The sequence below is a fragment of the Niveispirillum irakense DSM 11586 genome, from assembly GCF_000429645.1.
In the GTDB taxonomy this organism is placed as follows: domain Bacteria; phylum Pseudomonadota; class Alphaproteobacteria; order Azospirillales; family Azospirillaceae; genus Niveispirillum; species Niveispirillum irakense.
This window is the reverse complement of record NZ_KE386933.1, coordinates 1-26,464: the sequence shown is the minus strand read 5'-3', so window position 1 is coordinate 26,464 and position 26,464 is coordinate 1. Positions and strand designations below refer to the sequence as shown.

General features: G+C 61.8%; 38 protein-coding genes. 4 read left to right on the top strand and 34 right to left on the bottom strand.

Annotated features, from left to right (window positions below):
* The first annotated feature begins 270 nt into the window (after window positions 1-270).
* Both G473_RS30375 and G473_RS0114085 read left to right on the top strand, forming a co-directional pair.
* The gene (locus G473_RS30375; RefSeq protein ID WP_154667412.1) at window positions 271-1,425 is read left to right on the top strand and encodes a hypothetical protein; all 1,155 of its coding nucleotides are present in this window, start codon (window positions 271-273) and stop codon (window positions 1,423-1,425) included.
* Between the two features lie 160 nt (window positions 1,426-1,585).
* Window positions 1,586-3,646 carry a methyl-accepting chemotaxis protein gene (locus G473_RS0114085; protein ID WP_161630995.1) on the top strand — a complete coding sequence of 687 codons (2,061 nt, stop codon included), beginning with the start codon at window positions 1,586-1,588 and terminating at the stop codon, window positions 3,644-3,646.
* Between the two features lie 88 nt (window positions 3,647-3,734).
* Here the strand turns inward: G473_RS0114085 and rplQ are convergent, their stop codons facing one another.
* The 31 genes from rplQ to rpsL form a co-directional block, all read right to left on the bottom strand.
* Window positions 3,735-4,163: a 50S ribosomal protein L17 gene (gene rplQ, locus G473_RS0114080; RefSeq protein ID WP_029013628.1), complete on the bottom strand. Its 429-nt coding sequence runs from the start codon at window positions 4,161-4,163 to the stop codon at window positions 3,735-3,737.
* 156 nt (window positions 4,164-4,319) lie between these two features.
* Window positions 4,320-5,336, bottom strand: a complete 1,017-nt coding sequence (locus tag G473_RS0114075) for a DNA-directed RNA polymerase subunit alpha (RefSeq protein ID WP_029013627.1) — start codon at window positions 5,334-5,336, stop codon at window positions 4,320-4,322.
* Between the two features lie 157 nt (window positions 5,337-5,493).
* The gene (gene rpsK, locus G473_RS0114070) at window positions 5,494-5,889 is read right to left on the bottom strand and encodes a 30S ribosomal protein S11 (protein ID WP_029013626.1); all 396 of its coding nucleotides are present in this window, start codon (window positions 5,887-5,889) and stop codon (window positions 5,494-5,496) included.
* A gap of 17 nt (window positions 5,890-5,906) precedes the next feature.
* A complete protein-coding gene (gene rpsM, locus G473_RS0114065) occupies window positions 5,907-6,275 on the bottom strand; it encodes a 30S ribosomal protein S13 (RefSeq protein ID WP_029013625.1) in 369 nt (122 codons plus the stop codon).
* Between the two features lie 332 nt (window positions 6,276-6,607).
* A complete protein-coding gene (locus tag G473_RS0114060; protein ID WP_029013624.1) occupies window positions 6,608-7,252 on the bottom strand; it encodes an adenylate kinase in 645 nt (214 codons plus the stop codon).
* Window positions 7,249-8,622, bottom strand: a complete 1,374-nt coding sequence (gene secY, locus G473_RS0114055; RefSeq protein WP_029013623.1) for a preprotein translocase subunit SecY — start codon at window positions 8,620-8,622, stop codon at window positions 7,249-7,251. The genes G473_RS0114060 and secY overlap by 4 nt, the downstream gene beginning before the upstream one ends.
* A gap of 300 nt (window positions 8,623-8,922) precedes the next feature.
* Window positions 8,923-9,402 (bottom strand): 50S ribosomal protein L15, encoded by a 480-nt coding sequence (rplO, locus tag G473_RS0114045; RefSeq protein ID WP_029013622.1) that lies wholly within the window; start codon window positions 9,400-9,402, stop codon window positions 8,923-8,925.
* 35 nt (window positions 9,403-9,437) lie between these two features.
* Window positions 9,438-9,629: a 50S ribosomal protein L30 gene (rpmD, locus tag G473_RS0114040; RefSeq protein ID WP_029013621.1), complete on the bottom strand. Its 192-nt coding sequence runs from the start codon at window positions 9,627-9,629 to the stop codon at window positions 9,438-9,440.
* A complete protein-coding gene (gene rpsE / locus G473_RS0114035; RefSeq protein ID WP_029013620.1) occupies window positions 9,630-10,250 on the bottom strand; it encodes a 30S ribosomal protein S5 in 621 nt (206 codons plus the stop codon). It lies immediately after the preceding gene.
* A gap of 10 nt (window positions 10,251-10,260) precedes the next feature.
* Window positions 10,261-10,623, bottom strand: a complete 363-nt coding sequence (rplR, locus tag G473_RS0114030) for a 50S ribosomal protein L18 (RefSeq protein ID WP_029013619.1) — start codon at window positions 10,621-10,623, stop codon at window positions 10,261-10,263.
* Between the two features lie 11 nt (window positions 10,624-10,634).
* Window positions 10,635-11,168, bottom strand: coding sequence for a 50S ribosomal protein L6 (gene rplF, locus G473_RS0114025; RefSeq protein ID WP_029013618.1), 534 nt, complete (start codon window positions 11,166-11,168; stop codon window positions 10,635-10,637).
* A gap of 11 nt (window positions 11,169-11,179) precedes the next feature.
* Window positions 11,180-11,578, bottom strand: a complete 399-nt coding sequence (rpsH, locus tag G473_RS0114020; protein ID WP_029013617.1) for a 30S ribosomal protein S8 — start codon at window positions 11,576-11,578, stop codon at window positions 11,180-11,182.
* A gap of 13 nt (window positions 11,579-11,591) precedes the next feature.
* Entirely contained in the window at window positions 11,592-11,897 is a 306-nt protein-coding gene (rpsN, locus tag G473_RS0114015) for a 30S ribosomal protein S14 (protein ID WP_029013616.1), read from the bottom strand.
* Entirely contained in the window at window positions 11,890-12,450 is a 561-nt protein-coding gene (gene rplE, locus G473_RS0114010; protein ID WP_029013615.1) for a 50S ribosomal protein L5, read from the bottom strand. Before rplE ends, rpsN begins: the two co-directional genes overlap by 8 nt.
* An 8-nt stretch (window positions 12,451-12,458) precedes the next feature.
* Window positions 12,459-12,779, bottom strand: coding sequence for a 50S ribosomal protein L24 (rplX, locus tag G473_RS0114005; RefSeq protein ID WP_210163348.1), 321 nt, complete (start codon window positions 12,777-12,779; stop codon window positions 12,459-12,461).
* Window positions 12,776-13,144 carry a 50S ribosomal protein L14 gene (rplN, locus tag G473_RS0114000; protein WP_029013613.1) on the bottom strand — a complete coding sequence of 123 codons (369 nt, stop codon included), beginning with the start codon at window positions 13,142-13,144 and terminating at the stop codon, window positions 12,776-12,778. The genes rplX and rplN overlap by 4 nt, the downstream gene beginning before the upstream one ends.
* Before the next feature lie 70 nt (window positions 13,145-13,214).
* A complete protein-coding gene (gene rpsQ, locus G473_RS0113995; RefSeq protein ID WP_029013612.1) occupies window positions 13,215-13,463 on the bottom strand; it encodes a 30S ribosomal protein S17 in 249 nt (82 codons plus the stop codon).
* Between the two features lie 14 nt (window positions 13,464-13,477).
* Window positions 13,478-13,687 carry a 50S ribosomal protein L29 gene (rpmC, locus tag G473_RS0113990; RefSeq protein ID WP_029013611.1) on the bottom strand — a complete coding sequence of 70 codons (210 nt, stop codon included), beginning with the start codon at window positions 13,685-13,687 and terminating at the stop codon, window positions 13,478-13,480.
* Window positions 13,684-14,109 (bottom strand): 50S ribosomal protein L16, encoded by a 426-nt coding sequence (gene rplP / locus G473_RS0113985; protein ID WP_029013610.1) that lies wholly within the window; start codon window positions 14,107-14,109, stop codon window positions 13,684-13,686. Before rplP ends, rpmC begins: the two co-directional genes overlap by 4 nt.
* Window positions 14,110-14,150: 41 nt before the next feature.
* Window positions 14,151-14,828 (bottom strand): 30S ribosomal protein S3, encoded by a 678-nt coding sequence (rpsC, locus tag G473_RS0113980; protein ID WP_029013609.1) that lies wholly within the window; start codon window positions 14,826-14,828, stop codon window positions 14,151-14,153.
* Window positions 14,828-15,226, bottom strand: a complete 399-nt coding sequence (rplV, locus tag G473_RS0113975) for a 50S ribosomal protein L22 (protein WP_035707378.1) — start codon at window positions 15,224-15,226, stop codon at window positions 14,828-14,830. Before rplV ends, rpsC begins: the two co-directional genes overlap by 1 nt.
* Before the next feature lie 2 nt (window positions 15,227-15,228).
* On the bottom strand, window positions 15,229-15,507 hold the full coding sequence (gene rpsS, locus G473_RS0113970; RefSeq protein ID WP_029013607.1) for a 30S ribosomal protein S19: 279 nt from the start codon (window positions 15,505-15,507) through the stop codon (window positions 15,229-15,231).
* An 11-nt stretch (window positions 15,508-15,518) separates the two neighbouring features.
* The gene (rplB, locus tag G473_RS0113965; RefSeq protein WP_029013606.1) at window positions 15,519-16,343 is read right to left on the bottom strand and encodes a 50S ribosomal protein L2; all 825 of its coding nucleotides are present in this window, start codon (window positions 16,341-16,343) and stop codon (window positions 15,519-15,521) included.
* 10 nt (window positions 16,344-16,353) lie between these two features.
* A complete protein-coding gene (locus tag G473_RS0113960; protein ID WP_029013605.1) occupies window positions 16,354-16,671 on the bottom strand; it encodes a 50S ribosomal protein L23 in 318 nt (105 codons plus the stop codon).
* Complete coding sequence (rplD, locus tag G473_RS0113955; RefSeq protein WP_029013604.1) at window positions 16,668-17,288, bottom strand: 50S ribosomal protein L4; 621 nt, start codon at window positions 17,286-17,288, stop codon at window positions 16,668-16,670. The genes G473_RS0113960 and rplD overlap by 4 nt, the downstream gene beginning before the upstream one ends.
* 3 nt (window positions 17,289-17,291) lie before the next feature.
* Entirely contained in the window at window positions 17,292-17,999 is a 708-nt protein-coding gene (rplC, locus tag G473_RS0113950) for a 50S ribosomal protein L3 (RefSeq protein ID WP_029013603.1), read from the bottom strand.
* Between the two features lie 63 nt (window positions 18,000-18,062).
* Window positions 18,063-18,371 carry a 30S ribosomal protein S10 gene (gene rpsJ, locus G473_RS0113945; RefSeq protein ID WP_029013602.1) on the bottom strand — a complete coding sequence of 103 codons (309 nt, stop codon included), beginning with the start codon at window positions 18,369-18,371 and terminating at the stop codon, window positions 18,063-18,065.
* Between the two features lie 106 nt (window positions 18,372-18,477).
* Window positions 18,478-19,665, bottom strand: coding sequence for an elongation factor Tu (gene tuf, locus G473_RS0113940; protein ID WP_029011721.1), 1,188 nt, complete (start codon window positions 19,663-19,665; stop codon window positions 18,478-18,480).
* A gap of 41 nt (window positions 19,666-19,706) precedes the next feature.
* Window positions 19,707-21,779, bottom strand: a complete 2,073-nt coding sequence (fusA, locus tag G473_RS0113935) for an elongation factor G (RefSeq protein WP_029013601.1) — start codon at window positions 21,777-21,779, stop codon at window positions 19,707-19,709.
* A gap of 33 nt (window positions 21,780-21,812) precedes the next feature.
* Entirely contained in the window at window positions 21,813-22,283 is a 471-nt protein-coding gene (gene rpsG, locus G473_RS0113930; protein WP_029013600.1) for a 30S ribosomal protein S7, read from the bottom strand.
* A gap of 12 nt (window positions 22,284-22,295) precedes the next feature.
* Window positions 22,296-22,667, bottom strand: coding sequence for a 30S ribosomal protein S12 (gene rpsL, locus G473_RS0113925; protein WP_029013599.1), 372 nt, complete (start codon window positions 22,665-22,667; stop codon window positions 22,296-22,298).
* Between the two features lie 662 nt (window positions 22,668-23,329).
* Between rpsL and rimO the strand changes: the two genes are divergently transcribed.
* Window positions 23,330-24,667, top strand: coding sequence for a 30S ribosomal protein S12 methylthiotransferase RimO (rimO, locus tag G473_RS0113920; protein WP_029013598.1), 1,338 nt, complete (start codon window positions 23,330-23,332; stop codon window positions 24,665-24,667).
* Between the two features lie 295 nt (window positions 24,668-24,962).
* Window positions 24,963-25,370, top strand: coding sequence for a DUF2306 domain-containing protein (locus tag G473_RS0113910; RefSeq protein ID WP_035707371.1), 408 nt, complete (start codon window positions 24,963-24,965; stop codon window positions 25,368-25,370).
* Between the two features lie 4 nt (window positions 25,371-25,374).
* Here the strand turns inward: G473_RS0113910 and G473_RS0113905 are convergent, their stop codons facing one another.
* The 3 genes from G473_RS0113905 to G473_RS30660 all read right to left on the bottom strand — a co-directional run.
* Entirely contained in the window at window positions 25,375-25,656 is a 282-nt protein-coding gene (locus G473_RS0113905; RefSeq protein WP_029013596.1) for a hypothetical protein, read from the bottom strand.
* Window positions 25,657-25,667: 11 nt separating this feature from the next.
* Complete coding sequence (locus G473_RS0113900) at window positions 25,668-26,036, bottom strand: hypothetical protein (RefSeq protein WP_029013595.1); 369 nt, start codon at window positions 26,034-26,036, stop codon at window positions 25,668-25,670.
* 94 nt (window positions 26,037-26,130) lie between these two features.
* A partial coding sequence (locus G473_RS30660; protein WP_035707368.1) for a hypothetical protein occupies window positions 26,131-26,464 on the bottom strand: 334 nt, incomplete at its 5' end.

Here is a 26,464-nt window from a genome sequence, read left to right as displayed (position 1 = left end):
GACTGTAATGCGAGTTACACCCGCGTCCTGAAGATGGGCTTCCCGTCATGGCAACCACGTCACAATGGCTGTCATCGAGTTCGTGCTCCGATCTGGCCGCCGAGGGCAAGGTTTGGTGAGTGACGATCTTGGCGAAGAAGCCGCGCCTGATTGCAGGTGTCTGGTTGAAAAATTAAAAGCGCTGCCGGCTAGAATCCTACTGATTTTTTTTACGCAGACCCGACATCATTGAGCAGACGGTGCGCTGTCGAATTGAGGACTTTATCAGGAATGCTCGTCAAGGCCATGCCACCTAAAGCCGATCTGCTCACTCAGGTTCGTAGACTCTACGAATGCGTTGCCACCGCAACGAATTTGCTACCAAGGGTAGCGCATTCGCTGGCGCCTAGTATGGGGCAGCGGCTAGTCAGATTTCTACTCCCCCCCGTAAGGACCCTTAGAGAGCTAGATTTTGACGCACACGCATCACTTGCGGAGGGTCTTGTTGAACTTGAGGAAATTGTTAATGATTTGCCGTGCAGCGTCGCCCCGATCATCCAGCGCGGCATCGTTTGGCATTTTCATTTCCCAGGTGGGCACTCTCTTTCCGCGACAGAATGGCAGCGTTATCTTGGAAGTGTCCTAATACCTTTATGGAAGCAACACTCTACCTTTGCACTGCTTTGTTCACTTAGCCGCGATGGCTATGTCCGTCAGGCGGCACTACGTTCCGCCACGGCCCCGTTATCCAGCCCGCTTCTGGTTCATATTCTGTTGTATCGACTTCTGGACTGGGTTCCTGCCGTCCGGGAAGAAGCGCGAGCCTGCCTCCAACGGATAACAAAGATCACCGACCACGCCATTATGGCGGAAGGATTCCTCGGCGCACTTGCCACACTGCCCCGCCGATCCGCTTGGCGTGAGACAGGCCCGTCATTGATAGAGCACTTTAATGGGGCAGGAATTTTTGGTGTTGCCGTCGACCAGCTCGCCGCACGCCAGCAAGGTCCAAGTGGTGTTCTCCTACGCAGACTCATCATCTCACCAGAGATTGATGCACATCTGCCCGCACTGGCGAGGACAGCGAAGCAGCCTGCTGTGCGCGCGGTCGCCCTGCGCTGTCTCTTATCAGGTGTGGCCTATTATACGGTGGGATTGCGAAGGCAATGGGTCGATAAAACCATGGGCCGGTACATGCTGGTGCCGGACATGGTCGAACGGCCCCTGACCATAATACCAGCGCCCCGTCGTGAATTGATACAGCAGGCAATTTTTGATCGCGCGGCTTGTGTACGTCGTATTGCGCTAGATGCTGCGATACGGGAGCCCGTTTTGATCATTCCTGTCGACCAACTGCGCAGTTTGGCAATGATGGATAAGGCCGCTTCAGTACGCAGCCGTGCAAGCTGGCTTCTGCGGCAACCGCTATACAGTTCGATCGGATAGAAGCGAGCGCAGGTCACCCGGCTGTCACGCGCCGGTCATGACCGTCAGGCTATATGGGTCCACGTTGTCGGCATCTCTGCCAGCAATAAGTATGGGATAGCCAACACCCCTGTTTCCAGGGGCGGCAACATACCTTGGGGGGCACATGTTCGGGACTTCCGTGTCACGCCTTCTGATGGCGGTGCAGATCACCATGCTCTGCGGCCTGCTCCTGGCGGCCAGCACCCTGGCCGTCGGGGCATTGAGAAATTTCAGCAATGCCGGCAGTGCTGTGGCGGATACGGAATCCAACCGGGCCCTTTTCGATGCCGTGGTCAAAAATCGCGCGCAGATCGCACGCGTCCAGACGGCCCTGGTCGCCCAGGACGACCCGCGCCCCATCGCCAGCAAGACGCGCGACGAAGCCAAAAGCGCGGTCGCTGAGGCGTTGCGCCTGCTTCAGAATAGCGATCTGGCAGAAAAGGATGATCTGCTAAAGGTCATTACCACGGACCTGGAGACCATGGACAGGGAATGGGCCAGGGTGGAGGCGCTCTTTGCCCTTCCCAAAGGGGGGCGGGATGTCGCCAGCACGGATGGCTGGCGGCGGTCCGTGCTGACGCTATCGACCGCGATGGAAAAGGCCGCCACCACTTTGTCCAGCGACATGCGGGAGCGCAACGCGCTTATCGGCAGCCTGCTGACAACCCGCGAGGCGGCGTGGCGGTTGCGCGACAATATGGGGGCCCAATGTTCCCAGCTCCGCCCCTTCGTCACCGAAAGCAAGCCATTAACAGCGGACGCCGCCCGGCAATGGCATGTGCGGCGGGGCGCTTACGGTGTCGATCTTCAGGTGCTGCGGGAAATTGCCGATCGACCAGGAACCCCCGTTGCCCTGCGTGATGCCATCGGCCTTGCCGGCACCAATATCGAGCGCGCCCAGGCCACGATTGATGGGTTGGTCGCCCGTTTTGACGGGTCCGGCCAGCCAGCCATGGAAGCGGCTGCCTATACGGCTGCCTGCAACCAACCTTTTGAGAGCATCCTTGCCATTGCCTATGGCGCGCTGGACCTGTCGGTTGACCACGCACAATCCCAGCGGCAATCGGCCCTTCTGGTGTTGATCACCACGTTCCTGGGCCTGGCCGCCGCCGTCGCCCTGTCGCTGTTCGGCCTGTTCGCAATCCAACGCCGATTGAGCCAGCCGACCATGGTACTGCGGGAAGCAATCGGCCACCTGTCCCGGCAGGACTACACGATCCCGGTCCCCCCTGCCCGCCATCCGGACGAGTTGGGGTCCATTGCCACCGCACTGGAAGCCCTGCGCCGCAGCGCTGGTGAAGCGCAGCGTCTTCAGCAGGAAGCGGCGGAACGCCAGAGGGCGGAACTCCAGCGGGCGGAAGCTTTGCGCACCTATTGCCGTGAATTCGAAGGTGCCGCGCAAGCCGCGCTCAGCACCATCAGCGCCGCCTCCGGTGCGCTGGACCAAACCTCTGGCACGATGCGCCACATCGCCAGCGATACCAGCGCCCAGGCGGGGATGGTTTCCAATGCGGCAGAGGAAACTTCCCAGAATGTGCAAACCGTCGCCGCCGCGACCGAAGAACTCTCCGCTTCCATCGCGGAAATTTCCCATCAGGTGACGGCCAGCGCCGACATGGCGCGCACCGCCGCCGGTCAGGCCGCTTCCACCAACGCCACAGTGGAGGCCTTGACGGAGGCGGCACAGAAGATCGGTGACGTTGTGGGCTTGATCAGCGAAATCGCCGGACAGACCAACCTGCTGGCGCTCAACGCGACAATTGAGGCAGCACGCGCCGGTGAAGCGGGCAAGGGCTTTGCCGTTGTCGCAGCGGAAGTGAAAAACCTCGCCACGCAGACTGCACGCGCGACGGAAGATATCACCCAGCAGGTTCAGCATATCCAGATGACGACAGCAGACGCCGTGACCGCCATCCAATCCATCACCGATATGATCAGCCGGATCAGCGAGGGAACATCAGCCATCGCAGCAGCCGTGGAGGAGCAAGGGGCGGCTACCCGGGAGATTTCCTCTTCCGTGCAGCAGGTGGCGCAGGGCACGGCGGAAGTGACCAGCACCATCGCCCAATTGGCCCAGTCCAGCCAGCAAACCGGTAGCGCTGCTCAGGCAGTGAGCGAAGCGGTGGGCGATGTGGTGCGGGAACAGAGCAGTCTGCAGGGTGCGATGGAGAATTTCCTGACCAAGGTTCAGCAGGCCTGACAAAGCTGACCGGATCACCGCGCCGAAAGAAAAACCCCGCCGGAATTGCTTCCGGCGGGGTTTTTCTTGTCAGGCTTTTGACCTGATATCAGGCGGCGGCTTCTTCGCCGTCCTCGTCCTTCACCAGGACCGGGCCGCTATCCTGGCCCTTGGCGGCCAGATCGCGATCAACGAACTCGATGACAGCCATCGGGGCGTTGTCGCCATACCGGAAGCCGGCCTTCAGGACGCGGGTGTAACCACCGTTGCGGTCCTTGTAGCGCTCGGCGATGACGGTGAACAGCTTGTCCACAACGGCATTGTCGCGCAGCTCGGCATAAGCCTGGCGCTTGGCGGACAGGCCACCCTTCTTGCCGAGCGTGATCAGCTTTTCGACGATCGGACGCAGATCCTTCGCCTTCGGCAGGGTGGTCTTGATCTGCTCGTGCTTGATCAGGGCGTTCGCCATGTTGGAGAACATGGCCAGACGGTGGGAGGTGGTGCGGCTGAACTTACGCCCGGACATTCCATGACGCATGGGTACTCTCCTTCATAGCATGGCCCCGCGGGGCGGAACCGATGGCGATCCCCGCAAGCGCCGGTACCCGAAAAGGGCCAGTACGGCGGGGGTGGGCGGAATGCCCAAAGTGAAACAAGGGGCGGAACCTAGTCGGCTCCGCCCGTAACGTCAAGCTCAGTACGGCTCTTCCAGACGCTTGGCCAGGTCCTCGATATTTTCGGGCGGCCAGTTCGGGATTTCCATGCCGAGATGCAGACCCATCTGGGCCAGCACTTCCTTGATCTCGTTCAGCGACTTGCGGCCGAAGTTCGGGGTACGGAGCATCTCCGCCTCGGTCTTCTGCACCAGATCGCCGATATAGACGATATTGTCGTTCTTGAGGCAGTTGGCCGAACGGACCGACAGTTCCAGCTCGTCCACCTTGCGCAGCAGGTTCTTGTTGAAGGGGATTTCGTCCGCCTTCGTCTCGGCCACGGCCGCCTGCGGCTCCTCGAAATTGATGAACATCTGCAGCTGGTCCTGCAGGATACGGGCGGCGATGGCCACCGCGTCTTCCGGCGTGACCGCGCCGTTAGTCTCAACGGTCAGCAGCAGCTTGTCATAGTCCGTGGTCTGGCCAACGCGGGTGTTTTCCACCTTGTAGGCGACCTTGGACACGGGCGAGAAGATGCTGTCCACCGGGATCAGGCCGATGGGGGCATCTTCCGGACGGTTCATGGCAGCGGCGACATAGCCCTTACCGGAATGAACCGTCAGTTCCATGCTGAGACGCGCACCGGCATCCAGCGTGCAGATCAGGTGATCGGGATCCAGCACCTCGATATCGGCACCGGTATCGATCATCCCGGCCACGACGTTGCACGGGCCTTCAGCGCGCAGCCGCATGCGGCGCGGGCCTTCAGCACCCATCTTCAGCGCCATCGCCTTGATGTTCAGGACGATGTCGGTCACGTCCTCGCGGACGCCGGGGATCGAGGAGAATTCGTGCAGCACACCATCGATATGGATCGAGGTGACGGCGGCGCCCTGCAGGGACGAGAGCAGAACACGACGCAGGGAATTGCCGAGCGTCAGGCCAAAGCCACGCTCCAGCGGGCCGGCGACGATAACGGCTTCACGCTTCGGGTCATTACCCGGCGTGATTTCCAACTTGTTCGGCTTTTCGAGAGTCTGCCAGTTCTTCTGGATCACGGCTATGCCTCATGCCATCGGGTCAAAGCAACATTCCGGCACACCACGGTCCCACCGGCTTTCGCAGATGGGGCCAACCGTTCAATGCGTGGAGGGGCGCGATGGCGTGCGCCCCTCTTTCCCGAACGGTGCGGGTGCCGGGATGCCTCGGTCTGGATCAGACGCGGCGCTTCTTCGGCGGACGAACGCCGTTGTGCGGGATCGGCGTCACGTCGCGGATGGACGTGATCTGGAAGCCGATCGACTGCAGCGCGCGCAGAGCGGATTCACGGCCCGAACCCGGACCCTTGACTTCCACTTCCAGCGTCTTCATGCCGTGTTCCTGAGCCTTGCGGCCAGCGTCCTCGGCAGCCATCTGGGCAGCATAGGGGGTCGACTTACGCGAACCCTTGAAACCCATGGTGCCCGACGACGACCAGGAGATGGTGTTCCCCTGCGCGTCGGTGATGGTGATCATGGTGTTGTTGAAGCTGGCGTTCACGTGAGCGACGCCAGAGGTGATGTTCTTGCGCTCGCGACGACGGAGACGCGCAGAGGCGTTGGGCTTTGCCATTTGTCAGGTCTCCAGTCTTACTTCTTCTTGCCGGCGATCGGCTTGGCCGGGCCCTTGCGGGTGCGCGCATTGGTGTGCGTGCGCTGGCCACGGACCGGAAGGCCCCTACGATGACGCAGGCCGCGATAGCAGGCCATGTCCATCAGGCGCTTGATGTTCATCGCGGTTTCGCGACGCAGGTCGCCTTCCACGCGATAATCGGCATCGATGGTTTCGCGAATGCGCAAAACTTCGTCGTCGGTCAGCTGGTTGACACGGCGCTCGTCGGGGATACCAACCTTGGAGCAGATGTCAGCCGCGAACTTCGGACCGATACCATGAATGTACTGAAGGGCGATCACCACACGCTTAGCCGTGGGGATATTAACGCCAGCGATACGCGCCACGTGTTCTCTCCTCGCTATGCCCGACCAAGAAAGTCGGGCGATCTTCGTCCACATCCCGCCTGTCGGCACCGGCACCCGTGGCGGGGCAGCCGGACGAACTCGGGACATCTCATCCGAAGAAATCCCGATAATCGGGATCTTCAAATGCATACACGCAAAAGACTCCGCCCCGGCACTTATCCGGAACAGAGTTTCTATCCGTGCGATCGACCCTGTAACAGATCGAAGGCGCGCATTATAGGCAGGGTTCACGCCCTGTCAAGCGCGGAAGAAACAACAAGGGGCGGGCACCATCGGTACCCGCCCCTCGCTTGTTCAGCAGCAATCGGCAATCAGCCGATAATGGCTTCCAACTGGCGGGTGACCTCGTCGATCTCCGCCATTCCATCGACTTGTTTCAGCACGCCATGCTCCCGGTAATAGGGGAGAATCGGTGCAGTATCCCGCTCATATGCCGCCAGACGCTTGCCGAAGGTTTCGGCATTATCGTCAGCGCGACGGGTGAACTCGGTAGAGCCGCAATTATCGCAGACACCGGCAACCTTGGGCGGGTTGAAGCTGTCATGATAACCCGTGCCGCACTTGGCGCAGGTGAAGCGGCCTGTCACGCGGGTAACCAGCGCCGGACCATCCACCTTCATCTCGATCACATGGTCGAGCTTGAGGCCCTTGTCAGCCAGCATGGCATCCAGCGCTTCGGCCTGCGGCACGGTGCGCGGAAAACCATCCAGGATAAAGCCCTTGGCACAATCCGGCTGATCGATCCGTTCCGAGATCATCTCAATCATGACCTCGTCCGGTACCAACTGCCCTGCCTTCATGATGGCGTCGGCGCGCTGGCCCAGTTCCGACCCGCTGCGCACCGCGGCGCGCAGCATATCACCGGTCGAAAGCTGGATCGTACCGTACTTCTTCTCCAGACGCTGGGACTGCGTCCCCTTGCCGGCCCCCGGCGGTCCCAACAGGATCAGGTTCATCCACGTCTCCCACGCAGCTTGGCCTTCTTGATCAGGCCTTCATACTGGTGCGCCAGCAGGTGCGAATGGACCTGTGCCACGGTATCCATGGTCACCGTCACCATGATGAGCAGGCTGGTACCGCCGAAATAGAAGGCAGCGCCATACTCGGCCATCATCAGTTCAGGCAACAGACAGACCACCGTGATATAGGCGGCACCGACAAATGTCAGGCGCGTCAGGACAAAGTCCAGATAGTCGGCCGTGTTCTTGCCGGGACGAATGCCCGGAATGAAACCACCATACTTCTTCAGGTTATCGGCCGTTTCGGTCGGGTTGAAGACGATGGCGGTATAGAAGAAACAGAAGAAGATGATCAGCGCGGCATACAGCACCATATAAAGCGGAGTGCCATGCGCCACATTACGGGTGATCAACTCAAGGGCGCTGGACCACCAGCTTCCGCCATCAGCCGCCCCCGCAGCGCCGACGCCAGAGAAGCCGACCATGGTCAGCGGCAGCAGCAGCAGCGACGAGGCGAAGATCGGCGGGATAACGCCGGCGGTGTTCAGCTTCAGCGGCAGGTGCGAGGACTCGCCCCCGAACATCTTGTTGCCGACCTGGCGCTTCGGGTACTGCACGATCAGACGACGCTGCGCCCGTTCGAAGAACACGATGCCGGTGATGACGATCACGGCCAGGATCAGCAGGCCGATGATGAACCAGGTGCTCATAGCGCCGGTCCGGCCCAATTCCAAAATCTGTGCGAAGGCGCCCGGCAGGGCCGCCACAATACCAGCAAAGATGATCAGCGAGATGCCATTGCCGACCCCGCGCGCGGTAATCTGCTCACCCAGCCACATCAGGAACATCGTGCCGCCCACCATCGTGATGACGGTGGAGATGCGGAAGAACCAGCCGGCATCAATGACGACCGCCCCTCCCTGTTGGTTCATGCCCTCAAGCCCCAATGCCAGCCCATAGGACTGCACAACGGCGAGGATCACCGTCAGGTAACGGGTATATTGGTTGATCTTCTTTCGGCCCGACTCGCCTTCCTTCTTCAACGTCTCCAGCGTCGGCGACACAGCGGTCATGAGCTGGATGATGATCGAGGCGGAGATGTAGGGCATGATGTTGAGCGCGAAGATGCTCATGCGCTCCACGGCACCACCGGCAAACATGTTGAACATGCCCAGGATGCCACCCGACTGGTTGGCGAAGAAGCTGGCGAAAGCCTCGCTGTTGATGCCCGGCAGCGGGATATAGGTCCCGAGACGGTAGACGATCAACGCCCCCAGGGTGAACCAAATCCGCTTCTTGAGTTCCGTCGCCTTGGAGAAGGCGCCGAAATTCATGTTGGCGGCAAGTTGCTCGGCAGCTGATGCCATGAAAGGCCCCTTGAAGTCGCAAACCCGGCCGGCACACCCCGGCCCATGTTGTTACATGGCTATGAACAGGGCGGCGCCGCTGCGGTCAATATGAAAGTGCGGCATGCAATGGTGCTGCGCCAATAGGTCCGGCTCCGCACGACCGTTGGTAGGCTGGATATCGGCATTTTCCCGTCAGGTCAATGCTGCTTCCCCCTCCCCGGACGATGGTCGCAATGGCGCGCCCCTGTCCTGATGCTGAAATGAAACAAGGCCCCGGGTTGCCCCGGGGCCTTGCATCATGTCCTGACCGTCGGCTTATCAGCCTTCGGCGGCCTCAACGGCCGGAACCGTCACCTTGCCGCCAACGGCTTCGACAGCGGCGATAGCGCCGGCCGATGCACCGGCCACGTCAACCGTGACCTTGGCAGTGAGGGTGCCCTTGTTCAGCAGGCGAACGCCGTCGCGGGCGTTGCGGACAATACCAGCCGCAACCAGCGCTTCAGCGTTGATGGTCTCGCCGGCGTTCAGGCGACCATCATCAATGGCCTTCTGAATGGAACCGACATTGACCACCGCGTAGTCCTTGGCGAACGGCACGTTCGAGAAGCCGCGCTTCGGAAGACGGCGATGCAGGGGCATCTGGCCGCCTTCGAAGCCCTTGATCGAGACGCCCGAACGGGACTTCTGACCCTTCACACCACGGCCACCGGTCTTGCCCTTACCGGACCCGATGCCGCGGCCGATACGCAGGCGTTCCTTGCGGGCGCCATCGTTTTCGCGGATTTCGTTGAGCTTCATGATCTCTATCCTTCAAGCCGTATCGGGGAAACCTCTTACGAGGCCTCCTCGACGCGCACGAGGTGCCGAACCTTGGCGATCATGCCACGAACGGCCGGAGTATCCTCCAGCTCGCGCGTGCGGTTCAGCTTGTTGAGACCCAGACCGATCAGGGTGGCCCGCTGATCGGCCTTGCGGCCGATCGGGCTCCCCGTCTGGGTCACGATGACGGTGTTCTTGTCAGCCATTTACGCGGCCTCCTTCTCACCTTCGCGCTTGCCGAGAATATCGGAAACGCGACGGCCACGACGGGCGGCCACAGCACGCGGGCTGACGCATTGCGCCAGAGCGTCGAAGGTCGCTTTGATCATGTTGTGCGGGTTGGAGGTGCCGACCGACTTGGTCACCACGTCCGCCACGCCCAGAGCTTCGAAGATGGCGCGCATCGGGCCACCGGCGATGATGCCGGTACCCGGCGGGGCGGCGCGAAGCACCACCTTGCCGGCCCCGAAGTGACCATACACATCGTGATGCAGCGTGCGGCCTTCGCGCAGCGGCACGCGGATCATCGACCGCTTGGCCTGATCGGTTGCCTTGCGGATGGCTTCCGGCACTTCACGGGCCTTGCCCGAACCGACGCCGACACGACCCTTGGCATCACCAACGACGACGATGGCGGCAAAGCCGAAACGACGGCCACCCTTCACCACCTTGGCGACGCGGTTGATCCCGACGAGCTTCTCGACGAGATCGTCGCCTTCGCGTTCCTCACGACGATCGCGGTTCTCACCACGCTCGCGGCGTTCGCCACGATCGCGGTTACGCCGCTCACCTTCGCCGCCGGCCGCGCTGTTCTCATTACGAGCCATTGCTACCCCCTTAGAACTGCAGGCCGGCTTCGCGGGCGGCGTCGGCCAAAGCCTTCACACGCCCGTGAAACAGATACTGGCCGCGGTCGAAAACGACGGTGCTGACACCATTGGCCAGAGCGCGTTCGGCAATCAGCTTGCCGACGGCCTTGGCCGCTTCGATATCGGCACCGGTCTTCAGACCTTCGCGCAGCCCCTTGTCCAGGGTCGACGCAGCGGCGAGCGTATGGCCCGCCGTGTCGTCGATGATCTGGGCATAGATATGCTGGCTCGACCGGAAGACGGAGAGACGAACGCGACCGCCGCTGACCTTGCGGAGCCGGGCACGCACCCGCGCCTTGCGGCGCTGGTTGAGATCCTGTTGCTTGCTCATCGACGGCCGCCTTACTTCTTCTTGCCTTCTTTGCGGACGATCGTCTCGTTATCGTACTTCACACCCTTGCCCTTGTAGGGCTCTGGCGGACGATAAGAGCGAATTTCCGCGGCGATCTGACCCACCTGCTGCTTGTCGGCACCAGAGATCGAGATGGAGGTCGGCTTGTCGCACTTCATCGTGATACCCGCGGGAATGGGGTAACGGATGTCGTGGCTGAAACCGAGGTTCAACACCAGCTCGCTGCCAGCGACGGCGGCCTTGTAGCCGACGCCGGTGATTTCGAGGTTGCGGGTGAAACCCTTCTCCACACCGGTCACCAGATTGGCGACGTTCGTGCGGGCGGTGGCCCAGTTCTGACGAGCGCGAACCGTTTCGTTGCGCGGAGAGACGACAACCTTGCCGTCCTCCAGCTTCGCTTCGATCTCGTCGATGAGGGTGAGGCTGAGCTGGCCCAGCTTACCCTTGGCGGTGACAGTCTGACCGGTGACCTGAACGGTTACCCCGGCCGGAACCGGCACCGGATGCTTTCCGATACGCGACATGGCCGTGCTCCTTAGAACACCTTGCAGAGGACTTCACCGCCAACATTGGCGGCGCGGGCCTCGTTGTCAGACATGACGCCGCGCGGCGTCGAGAGGATCGCAATACCCAGGCCGTTATACACGCGCTGGAGATCGGCGATCTTGGAGTAAATCCGGCGGCCCGGCTTGGAAACGCGATGCACTTCCTTAATGACCGGTTCGCCTTCATGGTACTTCAGCTCGATGCGCAGATTGCGCACACCGGGCTTCACATCTTCCACGGAATAACCGCGGATGTAGCCTTCGCGCTTCAAAACTTCCAGCACATTGGTGCGGAGCTTGGAGGCCGGGCTGTTAACGACCGACATGCGGGCTTTCTGACCGTTACGGATACGGGTCAGCATATCGCCCAGGGGATCGCTCAGGTTCATTACCCGACCCTCCTTACCAGCTGGACTTGGTCATGCCCGGGATCTGACCATTGCTGGCGAGATCACGCAGGGCGACACGGCACAAGCGGAACTTGCGATAGAAGGCGCGCGGACGCCCCGTCAGTTCGCAACGGTTCCGGATGCGGGTACGGCTGCCATTGCGGGGCAGCTGCGCCAGCTTCAGGACAGCAGCGAACCGCTCGTCATCCGGCAGGTCACGGCTGCGCGCGATGGCCTTGAGGGCCGCGCGCTTTTCCCGATGCTTCGCCGCCAGCTCGGTGCGACGCTTGTTCTTCTCGACAGAGCTCTTCTTAGCCATTGTTACCCGCCTCACCGACGAACGGCATCTGGAAAGCCTTCAGGAGAGCCTTGGCTTCCTTATCGGTCTTGGCCGTGGTGACGAAGATGATGTCCATGCCCCGGATATCGTCGATCTTATCGTAATCGATTTCCGGGAAAATGAGCTGTTCCTTCAGACCCATGGCGTAGTTCCCACGGCCATCGAAGCTGGTGCCCGGGATACCGCGGAAGTCGCGGACGCGGGGCAGTGCGATGGTGACCAGACGGTCAAGGAACTCGTACATGCGGTCAGCGCGCAGCGTCACCTTGCAGCCGATCGGCATGCCTTCACGCAGCTTGAACTGCGCGATGGACTTGCGGGCCTTCGTGACAACGGGCTTCTGACCGGAGATAGCGGTCAGATCAGCAACGGCCTGGGAGACCTTCTTGCTGTCGCCGGCGGCTTCGCCGACGCCCATATTGATCACGATCTTCTCGAGACGCGGGATCTGCATGTCGTTGGCGTAGTTAAACTCCGCCTTCAACTTGCCACGGATCTCGGCGTCGTAATGTTCCTTCAGACGGGCAGCCATTGTGCGCCTCACTGGTCGATCACTTCGCCGGAAGCCTTGGCGAAGCGGACCTTGCGGCCGTCCTCCAGGGTCCGGAAGCCAACGCGGGTCGGCTTGTTGGTCTTGGGGTCGATGTGCGCGACATTGGAAATGTCCATCGCAGCCTCGATCTCGACGATGCCGCCTTGCTGCATCGGGGTCTGACGCTGGTGCTTCTTCACCAGGTTGACACCGCGCACCTTGACGCGACCTTCGGTCGGCAGCACCTCGATGACTTCACCCGTCTTCGTCTTGTCCTTACCGGCAATGACGACGACGTTGTCACCTTTACGGATCTTCGCAGCCATCAGAGCACCTCCGGCGCCAGCGAAATGATCTTCATGAACTTCTTACCGCGCAGCTCACGAGTAACCGGCCCGAAGATACGGGTACCGATCGGCTCACCCTGCTTGTTGATCAGCACGGCGGCATTGCGGTCGAAGCGGATGACGGAACCGTCCTCACGGCGCAGTTCCTTGGCGGTGCGAACGATGACAGCGCGATGCACGTCACCCTTCTTCACGCGGCCGCGCGGAATCGCCTCCTTCACCGACACGACGATAACATCGCCGATGGCGGCGAAGCGACGACCAGCGCCGCCCAGCACCTTGATGCACTGCACCCGGCGCGCGCCGCTATTATCGGCGACCTCCAGGTTGGTTTGCATCTGAATCATGGAATGGCTTCCTTATCTTCAAATGTATTCGGCAAAATCAAAACCGGCGACCGAGGCCGCCGGTGTCGATTCAGCCATTGTCGGCGACCGGAGTCGCCAGCACGGTCCACCGCTTGGACTTCGAGATCGGACGGCATTCTTCGATCTGGACAACGTCCCCGATCTTGACAGCGTTCGTCTCGTCGTGAGCGGCGTACTTCTTGGACTGCTTGATGAACTTCTTATACACGGGGTGCATAACGCGGCGTTCGACCAGAACCGTAACGGTCTTGTCGGCCTTGTCGGACACCACGGTACCCTGCAGGATGCGACGGGGCATCGTTAACCCCTCCTTTAGGATGCAACGGCAGCAGACGAGGTCTGCTGGCCGAGGATGGTCTTGATGCGGGCGATATCGCGACGCACCTCACGAACCCGCGCCGTGTTCTCCAGCTGGCCAGAGGCCTTCTGGAAACGCAGGTTGAACTGTTCCTTCTTGAGCTGGAGGAGCTGATCGTTCAGCTCGTCCTGGCTCTTGCCGCGAAGGTCAGTAGCCTTCGTCATGCCTCACCCCCTTCACCCAGACGGGTGACCATACGCACCTTGATCGGCAGCTTCGCAGCAGCCAACTCGAAAGCGCGCTTGGCGAGATCCGCCGGCACACCATCGAGCTCAAACATGATACGACCCGGCGCAACGCGCGCGGCCCAGAATTCGGGCGAACCCTTACCGGAACCCATTCGCACTTCAGCCGGCTTCGACGACACGGGCAGATCCGGGAAAATCCGGATCCACACGCGTCCCTGACGACGCAGGTGGCGGGTGATGGCGCGACGAGCGGATTCGATCTGACGCGCGGTAATACGCGCAGGTTCGACCGCTTTCAAGCCAAAAGCACCAAAGTTCAAATCGGTGCCGCCCTTGGAGGCGCCGTGGATACGACCCTTGTGCGCCTTGCGGTACTTAGTACGCTTCGGACTCAGCATGGCATGTAGCCTTCTCTATATCCCTGCCAGTATCCGGCGTCTCAGCGGGCCGGGGCCTGATCGCCGGCGCGCTTGTCCTGCGCCATCGGATCATGCGCGAGGACCTCGCCCTTGAACACCCACACCTTGACACCGCAGGTGCCGTAGGTGGTCATCGCGGTGCCAACACCATAGTCGATGTCGGCGCGCAGGGTGTGCAGCGGCACACGGCCTTCGCGATACCACTCGATACGAGCGATTTCAGCACCACCCAGACGACCGGAGCAGTTGATCCGGATACCCTGGGCGCCCAAGCGCATGGCGGACTGCACGGCGCGCTTCATGGCGCGACGGAAGGCCACACGGCGCTCCAGCTGGCTGGCGATGTTCTCGGCGATCAGACGGGCGTCCAGTTCCGGCTTGCGGATCTCGACGATGTTCAGGTTCACCTCGGAACCCGCCATCTTGCTGAGCTCAGAGCGCAGCTTTTCGATGTCCGCACCCTTCTTGCCGATCACCACACCCGGACGGGCCGTGTGGATGGTGACGCGGGCCTTCTTGGCCGGACGCTCGATGACCACGCGGCTGACGCCAGCGGCCTGCAGGCGAGCCTGCAGGTACTTGCGCAGACGCAGGTCCTGGTGCAGCAGCTTGGCATAGTCGCGATCAGCGAACCAGCGGCTGTCCCAGGTGCGGTTGATACCGACGCGAAGGCCGATCGGATTGACTTTCTGACCCATTACTCAGCGGCCTCCCCGGCCTTCTCCTCGACGCGCTCACGAACGATCACGGTCAGGTTGCTGAACAGCTTTTCAACGCGAGCCCCACGACCGCGAGCGCGGGCATGAAAGCGCTTCATGACCAGGGCCTTACCCACGGTCGCGTGCGAAACGAAAAGCCGGTCAACGTCCAGCTGGTGATTGTTCTCGGCGTTCGCGATGGCGGACTGGAGGACCTTCTTCACTTCGCCAGCGATACGACGCTTGGAAAATGTCAGAAGGGCGACGGCTTCACCAGCGGACTTTCCGCGGATCAGCTGCGCAACCAGGTTCAGCTTCTGCGGGCTCGTGCGGATCATTCCGCCGAACGCCTTGGCCTCAGTCTCGCTGAGGCGCCGCTCTGCAGCAGGCTTTCCCATGATTACTTCCTCTTCGCCTTCTTGTCGGCCGCGTGGCCATAGAACGTCCGGGTCGGCGAGAACTCACCGAACTTGTGACCGATCATATTCTCGGTCACCAGCACCGGCAGGAACTTCTGGCCATTATAGACGCCAAAGGTCAGACCAACGAAATGCGGCAGAATGGTGGAACGACGCGACCAGATCTTGATGATCTCGTTGCGGCCGGACGCACGCGCCTTGTCTGCCTTCTTCAACAGGTAGCCGTCTACGAACGGCCCCTTCCAAACGGAACGAGTCACGGCAGCACTCCTTACTTAGCGCGACGACGGATAATGAGCTTATCCGTGGCCTTGTTCTGACGCGTCTTCTTGCCCTTGGTCGGCTTGCCCCACGGGGTGACCGGATGACGACCACCGGAGCTGCGGCCTTCACCACCACCATGCGGGTGGTCGATCGGGTTCATGGCAACGCCACGAACCGACGGACGCTTGCCCAGCCAACGATTACGACCGGCCTTGGCGATCACAATGTTGGACTGATCGGGGTTGGAGACAGCGCCGATCGTGGCCATGCACTCGCCGCGAACCATGCGCAGCTCGCCCGAGGGCAGCTTCAGCTGAGCATAGCCCTGGTCGCGACCGACCAGCTGCAGGTAGGTGCCGGCGGAACGGGCCAACTGGCCGCCCTTGCCTGCCTTGAGCTCCACATTGTGCACGATCGTGCCAACGGGAATGTTCTTCAGCGGCATGGCATTGCCGGGCTTCACATCGACCTTTTCGCCGGCGATGACAGTGTCACCAGCCTTCAGGCGCTGCGGAGCCAGGATGTAGGAGAGCGTGCCGTCCTCGTACTTCACCAGAGCGATGAAGCCGGTACGGTTGGGGTCGTATTCCAAACGCTCCACGACTGCCGGCATGTCGAACTTGCGACGCTTGAAGTCGACAATACGATAGGTGCGCTTGTGACCGCCGCCGATACGGCGGGCGGTGATACGACCGGTGTTGTTACGGCCGCCCGAGGAGGAAAGACCCTCGGTCAGCATCTTAACGGGCTTGCCCTTATACAGCTCGGAGCGATCCACCATAACCAACTGGCGGAGGCTCGGCGTAATGGGACGGAAAGTCTTCAGTGCCATCGCTCTGTCCTCACACCCCGGTGGTCACGTCGATCGTGCTGCCCTCGGCGAGGGTGACCACGGCCTTCTTGTAGTCCGACCGGCGACCGATCGTCCCACGGAAGCGCTTGGTCTTCCCCTTGACCACGACGGTATTGACCGCCGTGACCTTCACCTTGAACAGGCCTTCGATCGCGGCCTTGATTTCCGGCTTCTTCGCATCCAGACGCACCTTGAAGGTGACCTGGTTATGCTCGGAGCCCATGGTGGCCTTCTCGGTGATCACGGGCGCGACGATCAGATCGTACATGCGCTCGGCCGAGACAATCGTCTTCTTGGCGTTGCTCATTTCAGGCGAGCCTCCAGCTGCTCGACGGCATTACGCGTCAGGACGAGAACGTCCTTGCGCAGAATGTCGTACACGTTGGCGCCCTGCTCCGGCAGCACGTCGATGTGCGGGATGTTGCGAGCAGCCCGGAAGAACAGCTCGTTCACATTGGCGCCATCGATGATCAGCGCGGACTTCAGGCCCAGGGCCTGGAGCTGGCCGAACAGCACCTTGGTCTTGTGGGTCTCAGTGGCGGCGCTTTCCAGCACAACCAGCTTGCCTTCAGCGGCCTTGACCGACAGAGCGGTCTTAAGCGCGAGCTTGCGGACCTTCTTGGTCATGTCATGTTCGTGGGAACGAACGACCGGCCCGAAAATGCGCGCACCACCGCGGAACTGCGGCGAACGGACGGAACCCTGACGGGCGCGACCGGTGCCCTTCTGGCGCCACGGCTTCTTCGTGGTACCGGAGATCTCGGAGATGCCCTTGGTCTTGTGCGTGCCAGCGCGGCGCTTGGCGAGCTGCCAGAGCACCATGCGCGCCAGGATGTCCTGACGGGCGGGCAGGCCGAACACGTCTTCCGACAGCTCGATCTCGCCGACGGTCTCGTTCTTCAGATTCTTAACGGACGTCTTCATTTATCAGCCCTCCTGCGCCGCAGGAGCTTCGGCCGCCGGGGCACGGAAAGCGCCGGGGAACGGCACGCCCTCGGGCAGCTTCTTCTTGACGGCGTCCTTGACGAGGACATAGGCGCCCTCATGGCCCGGGACAGCGCCCTTGACCAGGATCAGACCGCGATCGGCATCAACCGACACGACCTTCAGATTCTGCACGGTCACGGTCTCGGCACCGAGGTGACCAGGCATCTTCTTGTTCTTGAAGGTCTTACCCGGGTCCTGACGGCCACCGGTCGAACCGATGGAGCGGTGGGACACGGACACGCCGTGGGTAGCGCGCAGACCACCGAAGTTCCAGCGCTTCATACCACCGGCAAAACCCTTACCGAGGGAAGTGCCCTGGACGTCGACGAACTGGCCGGCAACAAAATGGTCCGCAGTCAGCTCAGCACCAACCTCGATCAGGTTGGCGGGCTCGACGCGGAACTCAACGAGCTTCTTCTTCGGCTCGACCTTCGCCTTGGCGAACATCTCACGCTGGGCCTTGGCGACGTTCTTCACCTTGGCCTTGACGGCGCCGAGCTGGAGGGCGGTGTAGCCATCCTTCTCTTCCGTCTTGTGAGCAACCACCTGGACCTGGTCCAGCTTCAGCACAGTCACCGGCACGCTCTCACCCTCGTCAGTGAAGACGCGGGTCATGCCGACCTTCTGCGCGATCAATCCGGATCGCATCTGTTTTCTCCTCACTCGGGACATCCTCAATCGGGAGAGGTCCCGTACTCACATCAAACTAACTTACAGCTTGATCTCGACATCAACGCCGGCGGCCAGATCGAGCTTCATCAGCGCATCCACGGTCTGGGGCGTCGGATCGACAATGTCGAGCAGACGCTTGTGGGTGCGGATCTCGAACTGCTCGCGCGACTTCTTGTCGATATGCGGGCTGCGGTTGACCGTGAACTTTTCCAACTGCGTGGGCAGCGGAATCGGACCGCGGACGCGCGCACCGGTCCGCTTCGCGGTGTTGACGATCTCGCTGGTGCTTTGGTCGAGCACGCGATGATCAAACGCCTTAAGGCGGATCCGGATATTCTGATTGTCCATGTCCTAGACCCCAAAAAGAGCAGGGTTTATACCCAAAGAGTGGGCCGGCCCCAAGTACTTTCGGGCCGGCCCCACCACATTGCTGTGATGCGTCGAAGCGATAGGCTTACTTGACGATCTTCGACACGACGCCGGCGCCGACGGTGCGGCCGCCTTCGCGGATGGCGAAGCGCAGGCCTTCATCCATGGCGATCGGGGCGATCAGCTTCACGGCGAAGCGGATATTGTCGCCCGGCATCACCATCTCGGTGCCTTCCGGCAGCGTCACCGAACCGGTCACGTCCGTCGTACGGAAGTAGAACTGCGGACGGTAGTTGGCGAAGAACGGGGTGTGACGGCCACCCTCTTCCTTCGTCAGGATGTAGGTCTCGGCTTCGAAGTCCGTGTGCGGGTTGATCGAGCCCGGCTTCGCCAGAACCTGACCACGCTCCACATCGTCACGCTTCGTGCCGCGCAGCAGCGCGCCAATGTTGTCGCCAGCCTGGCCCTGGTCCAGCAGCTTGCGGAACATTTCAACGCCGGTAACGGTCGTCTTGGTCGTCGGACGGATACCGACGATTTCGACTTCCTCACCAACCTTCACAATGCCGCTCTCAACGCGGCCGGTCACCACGGTGCCGCGACCGGAGATCGAGAACACGTCTTCGATCGGCATCAGGAAGGCCTTGTCAACCGGACGCTCCGGCTGCGGGATGTAACGGTCAACCTCGGCCATCAGGGCCAGGACCGCGTCACGGCCGATTTCCGGGTTCGTGTCGTTCAGCGCGCAAACCGCGGAACCCTTCACGATCGGAATATCGTCGCCCGGGAAGCCGTAGCTGGACAGCAGCTCGCGCACTTCCAGCTCAACCAGTTCCACCAGATCCGGATCGGCCAGATCCATCTTGTTCAGGAACACGACCAGCGCCGGAACGCCAACCTGACGGGCCAGCAGGATGTGCTCGCGGGTCTGCGGCATCGGGCCGTCAGCGGCAGAGCAGACCAGGATCGCGCCGTCCATCTGGGCGGCACCGGTGATCATGTTCTTCACATAGTCGGCGTGGCCCGGGCAGTCCACGTGCGCGTAGTGACGGTTGTCCGTCTCATACTCAACGTGCGCCGTCGAGATCGTGATACCACGAGCCTTCTCTTCCGGGGCCTTGTCGATCTGGTCATAGGCGGTGAAGGTCGCGCCGCCCTTCTCGGCCAGAACCTTGGTGATCGCCGCGGTCAGCGACGTCTTGCCGTGGTCAACGTGGCCGATCGTGCCGATGTTGCAGTGCGGCTTCGTCCGCTCAAACTTTGCCTTCGCCATTTTCTCGTCCTCACATCATCATTGGTTTACGGCTTTTGGCGTCAAGCCACCTTGGCACGGATGCCCTCGGCGATCGCCTGCGGCGCCTGCTCGTAACGTTCAAACTGCATCGTATATTGCGCCCGGCCCTTGCTCATGGACCGGAGCGTATTCACATAGCCGAACATCGTCGCCAACGGCACCGAAGCGCCGATGACCTGGGCATTGCCCCGCTGATCGATCCCGGCCACCTGACCACGACGGCTGTTCAGGTCACCGATGATGTCGCCCAGATAATCATCCGGCGTCACCACCTCAACCTTCATCACCGGCTCCAGCAGGACGGGCCGCGCCTTCGCCAGCGCCTCCCGCAGAGCCCCGCGGGCCGCCGTTTCGAACGCCAGGACGGAACTGTCCACATCATGGAAAGCACCATCCAGCAGTTCGACCCGGAGATCGACAACGGGAAAACCCGCCACGACACCGGAAGCAACCACCGCTTCGATCCCGGATCGAACACCTGGCACGAATTCCTTCGGCAGATGGTCACCCGCGACCTTGTTCTCAAACACCAGACCGGAACCGGGCACACCCGGTTCAACCGCCAGCCTGACACGGGCATAATGCCCGAGCGCACCAGCCTGCCGCTTATGGATGAAATCGGCTTCCGCCCGCTGCGTCACCCTCTCGCGATAGGCGACCTGGGGACGCCCCACCGCCGCATCCACCCGGAATTCCCGGCGCATGCGATCGACGATGATCTCCAGATGAAGCTCGCCCATACCGCGCAGCACCGCCTGCCCGCTTTCCGGATCACGACCGACACGGAAAGAAGGGTCCTCGGCCGCCAGGCGACCGAGTGCCACCGCCATCCGGTCATGGTCGGCCTCTGTATGGGGCTCAACCACAACCTCGATCACCGGCTCGGGGAACTCCATCCGCTCCAGCAGGAGCGGATGGGCGGGGTCACACAGCGTGTCACCGGTGCTTGTCGCTTCCAGCGAAGCGAAAGCGACGATATCACCGGCAAAAGCCTCAGCGATTTCTTCCCGGCTGTTGGCATGCATCAACAGCATGCGACCGATCTCTTCTTCCCCGCGCTTGCCCGGATTGGCCACTTTGGCCCCCTGGCGAAGCATCCCGGAATAGATGCGCGCAAAGGTGAGTGAGCCGGCAACCGGATCATTCATCACCTTGAACGCCAGCGCCGCGAACGGCGCCGTATCAGTCGCCGGACAGGTCACAACGGCCCCATCCAGCGCAACGGCCTGAACATCGGCGACATCTGCCGGAGACGGCAGATAATCGACGACGGCATCCAGCATCGGCTGAACGCCCTTGTTCTTGAAAGCGGACCCGCACAGGACGGGAACCAGACGCTGCGCGATGGTTCCCTTGCGGATCAGGCGCCGCAAACCTTCCTCGTCGGGCTCATCGCCCTGGAGATAGGCATCGGTCGCCGCCTCATCCATCTCCACCGCCAGTTCAACGAGCCGGGCGCGATGCGCCTTCGCCTCTTCGAGCCGATCAGCAGGGATATCCACGGTGCGGAAACGGGCACCCAGCATGTCATCGTCCCAGATGACCGCCTTGAAGGCGATCAGGTCGATGACGCCGATAAAGTCCTGCTCAACACCCAGCGGCAACTGAAGCATGGCCGGGTGGGCGCCAAGGCGCTCCCGGATCATGCCCACGGTGCGGAAAAAGTCAGCCCCGGTTCTGTCCATCTTGTTGATGAAACAGATGCGCGGCACGCGGTACTTGTCCGCCTGCCGCCAGACCGTCTCCGACTGCGGCTCCACACCCGACACGGCATCGAAAATCGCCACCGCACCATCCAGCACGCGAAAGCTCCGTTCGACCTCAATCATGAAGTCGACATGGCCCGGCGTGTCGATGATGTTGATCCGGTGGTCCTTCCAGAAGCAGGTCGTCGCCGCTGAGGTGATGGTGATGCCCCGTTCCCGTTCCTGTTCCATCCAGTCCATCGTGGCGGTGCCGTTATCGACCTCGCCAATGCGATAGGACCGCCCCGTATAAAAGAGGACGCGCTCAGTCGTCGTCGTTTTGCCGGCATCAACATGCGCGGCAATGCCGATATTCCGATAGCGTTCGATGGGGTGGGACCGGGACATCTCTGGACTTCCGCCTCAGGCTGGGCTCGACACTTACCAGCGGTAGTGCGAGAAGGCCTTGTTGGCCTCGGCCATACGATGGGTGTCCTCGCGCTTCTTCACGGCCGTGCCGCGCTGCTGGGCAGCGTCGAGCAACTCACCGGAAAGGCGCTCGGTCATGGTGTTTTCCGAACGGTTGCGGGCAGCACCGATGATCCAGCGGATCGCCAGAGCCTGCGCGCGCTCGGTGCGCACTTCCACCGGAACCTGATATGTGGCACCACCGACGCGGCGGGAACGAACTTCCAGGTACGGACGGACGTTGTTCAGGGCGTCATGGAACAGCTGCAGGGGGTCCTGCTTGGCCTTCTGCTCGATGCGGTCGAGGGCGCCATAAACGATGGACTCAGCCACCGACTTCTTGCCGTCATACATCAGGCAGTTCATGAACTTGGTCAGCACGATGTCGCCAAACTTGGCGTCGGGCAGAACTTCGCGCTTATCGGCTTTACGACGACGGGACATAACTCGATCTCCTTACTTGGGCCGCTTCGCACCGTACTTGGAACGACGCTGCTTACGGTCCTTAACGCCCTGAGTATCGAGCGTGCCGCGGATGATGTGGTAACGCACACCGGGAAGATCCTTCACACGACCACCGCGGATCATGACGACCGAGTGCTCCTGGAGATTGTGACCTTCACCGGGGATATAGCTGATGACCTCGTAGCCGTTCGTAAGGCGCACGCGGGCGACCTTACGGAGTGCCGAGTTCGGCTTCTTCGGGGTGGTGGTGTAAACACGGGTGCAGACGCCACGCTTCTGCGGGCACTCCTGCAGTGCCGGCACCTTGTCCCGGGCCACCAACGGAGCCCGCGGCTTGCGGATCAACTGACTGATCGTCGGCATGAAAGCCCTTCGCTCTTGCTGTCGTCCCCGTCACCGGGGAATCGAATTCCAATCCAGGCCGCGCACAATTCCCTGATTCGGCACTCGTGACGACGGACGAAAAATACCCGCTTGCGAAACCAGAGGCTCCGCGCGGGGCAGATTCCATACGCCGTCCGAACAAGGACTCGGTTGCGGCTATCGACTGTTCCGGTTAGCGCCAGCCAGCCCCTCAGCACAGGGATCAAGCCAGGTCTGGGGGATATGCCTGGGGCACCCGATGGGCACACCACGCCTTCCCCCCCGAAATAGGTTGCGGGACTATATGGAGGAGTCACGGGACCGTCAAGCGCGACCCTTGGATTTCCGCCACGTTCAGCACGCAACGGCACCCCTTGGAGTCCGCAGGGCTGGTCCGGAGGCGCAGCAGGACGCAGCCAGAGCACCAGACCCCGGATCGCGCACCTTTCGTGCCCGCCGGAGGTGCGTCGTCAGACAGGATAGCGACCATTAATGGCAGACAAAGACCAGACTCGGCACGCCCCCTGGCCGCGATCAAGGCGGCGCTGCCGTCCCGCCCATGCGCCATTTGCTGTCACCGCCGGCCCGTCATGCGGCGCATGGGCTGGTCGTGCGGACGCTCTGGCCTTATATAGGCGCCTTCCCGCGAAGGACCTACCCCCATGACCAAGCCTGCCATCTCCCTTCCCACCGCCCCCAAGGTGGGCATTGTTTCACTCGGCTGCCCCAAGGCGCTGGTGGACAGTGAACGCATCCTGACCAAGCTGCGCTCGGAAGGGTATGAGATTTCCGGCTCCTATGACGGGGCGGATGTGGTGCTGGTCAATACCTGCGGCTTTCTGGACTCTGCCAAGGCCGAAAGTCTGGAAGCCATCGGGGAGGCCATCAAGGAGAATGGCAAGGTTATCGTCACCGGCTGCCTGGGCAAAGAAGAAAGCCTGATCCGACAGAGCCATCCCAACGTGCTGGCCGTCACCGGGCCGCACCAGTATGAGCAGGTGGTGAACGCGGTCCACGACGTGGTGCCACCCCGCCACGATCCGTATCTGGACGTCGTGCCGCCGCAGGGGCTGCGCCTCACCCCGCGCCATTACGCCTATCTGAAGATTTCCGAGGGCTGCAACAATCGCTGCACCTTCTGCATCATCCCGTCCATCCGCGGCGATCTTGTCTCCCGCCCCGCCAATATGGTGCTGGCAGAAGCCGAAGCGCTGGTGAAGGCCGGCGTGAAGGAAATCCTGGTGGTCAGCCAGGACACCTCGGCCTATGGCATGGACACCCGCTATGCCGAGAGCAAGTGGAAGGGCCGGCAGGTCCGCGCCAAGTTCATCGACCTGGCGCGCGAGCTGGGTGATCTCGGTGCCTGGATCCGCCTGCACTATGTGTACCCCTATCCGCATGTGGATGAGGTGATCGGGCTGATGGCCGAGGGCAAGGTACTGCCCTATTTGGACATCCCCTTCCAGCACGCCGCCCCCAATGTGCTGAAATCCATGAAGCGCCCGGCCAACACTGACAAGGTGCTGGACCGGATCAAGATGTGGCGCCAGGGCTGCCCGGACCTGACGCTGCGCTCGACCTTCATCGTCGGCTTCCCCGGCGAGACGGAACAGGATTTCCAGTATCTGCTGGACTGGCTGACCGAGGCCCAGATCGACCGGCTGGGCTGCTTCAAATACGAGCCGGTGGACGGCGCGCCCGCCAATGAAATCCCCGGTGCCGTGCCGCCAGAGGTGCAGGAGGAGCGCTGGAACCGCCTGATGGCCCACCAGCAGGAAATCAGCGCCAAGCGCTTCGCCGCCAAGGTTGGCCGCGAAATGGATGTGCTGATCGATGAGGTGGACGAAGACGGGGCCATCGGCCGGTCCTGGTCCGATGCACCAGAGATTGACGGCAATGTCTTCCTCAACGGCGAAACCGGCCTGAAGCCGGGCGACATGGTGCGCGCGCGCATTGATGAAGCCGATGAGTATGATCTCTGGGGCAGCCGTCTGGTATGAATTAAAACGCGGTATCATACCAATCCGCCGAAAGGTTGACCTTTCGGCGGATTGGAGGCCGGCGACCGCCGGCCCGCCGCACGTGCGGCGTAAGCCAAGCTGCCGGAGGCAGCGCCCGGCGCCTGAGGGAACGCAAAATCTCCCCGGATCGGTCACGATCAAGGGAGATTGTTATCAACAGGATGCCGCGTTTTCCGGCCTCTTTTCCGGGAAAGCCTTTCCTGATATTCCGATTGGAAATGAAAAGTACCGCCACACCCATGGCGGGTACGAAAATCGGGCTCAGAGGGGTATCATGGCAGCAACCGGTTTGGCCGCCTTCACAGCGGCATCACCACTGATTCAAATCCACGCCGTCCTGGCAGGCGTATCCATCGCGCTGGGCGGGGTACAGTTCGCCATGCCCAAGGGCACGGACATTCACCGGCTGATCGGTCGGTTCTGGGTAGGGATCATGGCCATCGTGGCCTTGTCCTCCTTCGCCATCCATAAGATGCAGATCATCGGGCCCTTCAGCCCGATCCATTTCCTGTCCATCTTCGTGCTGATCGTGCTGTACCGTTCCGTACAGGCGGCCCGGCGCGGCGACATCGCCAAGCATCGCCGCTCCATGATCCTGCTTTATATCCTGGGCCTGATCATTACCGGCGGCTTCACTCTGCTACCAGGCCGGCTGATGCATACGGTCCTGTTCGGCGGTTGATCGGTCAGGTGTCGTAGGGCCAATCCTTGGCGTCCAGCAACCGTTGGGCGCCAAGGCGCAGCGTGTCGTGCAGGGTCCGGATCGCCTCGATCTCCTGCTCCGAAAGCGCATCCAGCTTCTGGCCCCGCAGATTATGCAGCAGCCCTGCCAATGTCTTTGCCGTACGGGCAAGGGGTGGGAAGGACGCGCCCAGCCCCAGCACCTCGTCCCGGTAATCAGGCCGCAGCACATTGGGGTACAGCCGGTCCATCAGGTCCAGCGCATTGGTTAATTGCGTTCGGTTCATCGCACAGGGGCTCAGTTACGGACATCGGGCGACCATCGCCCGGTCGCACCATCACCTTCTTGCTGCGCCGCCTGGACCTGAGCCCGCAGGCTGCCCGACGGCGCCGGCGTGGCTGGGCGAACGGGCGAAGGCGCCGGGGGCGCCGCGACGACCACTGGGCGACGGCTTGCCAACACCTTCCGGACCCAGAAGACATGGGCCACCGCGACGAGCGCGCCGAACGGCAGCGGGCCCCAGATCAATAATTGAGGATATTGCTGGCCAATATCGGCCATAGCGGGCAACGCGCGCAGACCACTGCCAATGATGGAGGTCGCCCCTGCCCCGCTGAGCGCGGCGAAGACCAAACCCGCCCGCCCCGCAAACTGCCCGCCCGCCATCACGCGCACTCCCTGCCACTCAATAATCTCAGCCTATTTAGGCGGCTGCGGCATGATTGCCAAGACCCAAGGCGCTCGCCGCTCGTGCCTGTCGTCAAACGGGCCGCGCCATGCTGCGTGCGCGCATCATGGCCCAAGGGGTGGACGCGCCGCGCCATTCAAACTGCACCAGAAGCTGATTCAGTTGTCCGCTTTCCCTGATCCATTCCGGCATTTCCAGCACATGGCCACGCGGCTGGAGAATCTCGATTTCATGGCTGGCCGCGAACCGGCCGGGCACAGTATCCCGCGTGTGCCCCCGGTCGGTTGGGTGGAGTTCTACCAATATATCCATATCCGTGAGGGCTGGAGAGCGTACAGGGTCCAGCAGCACGTCCTCCGCGCCTTCGATATCACACCAGACCAATGTCCGCCCGCCGGTATGGCTC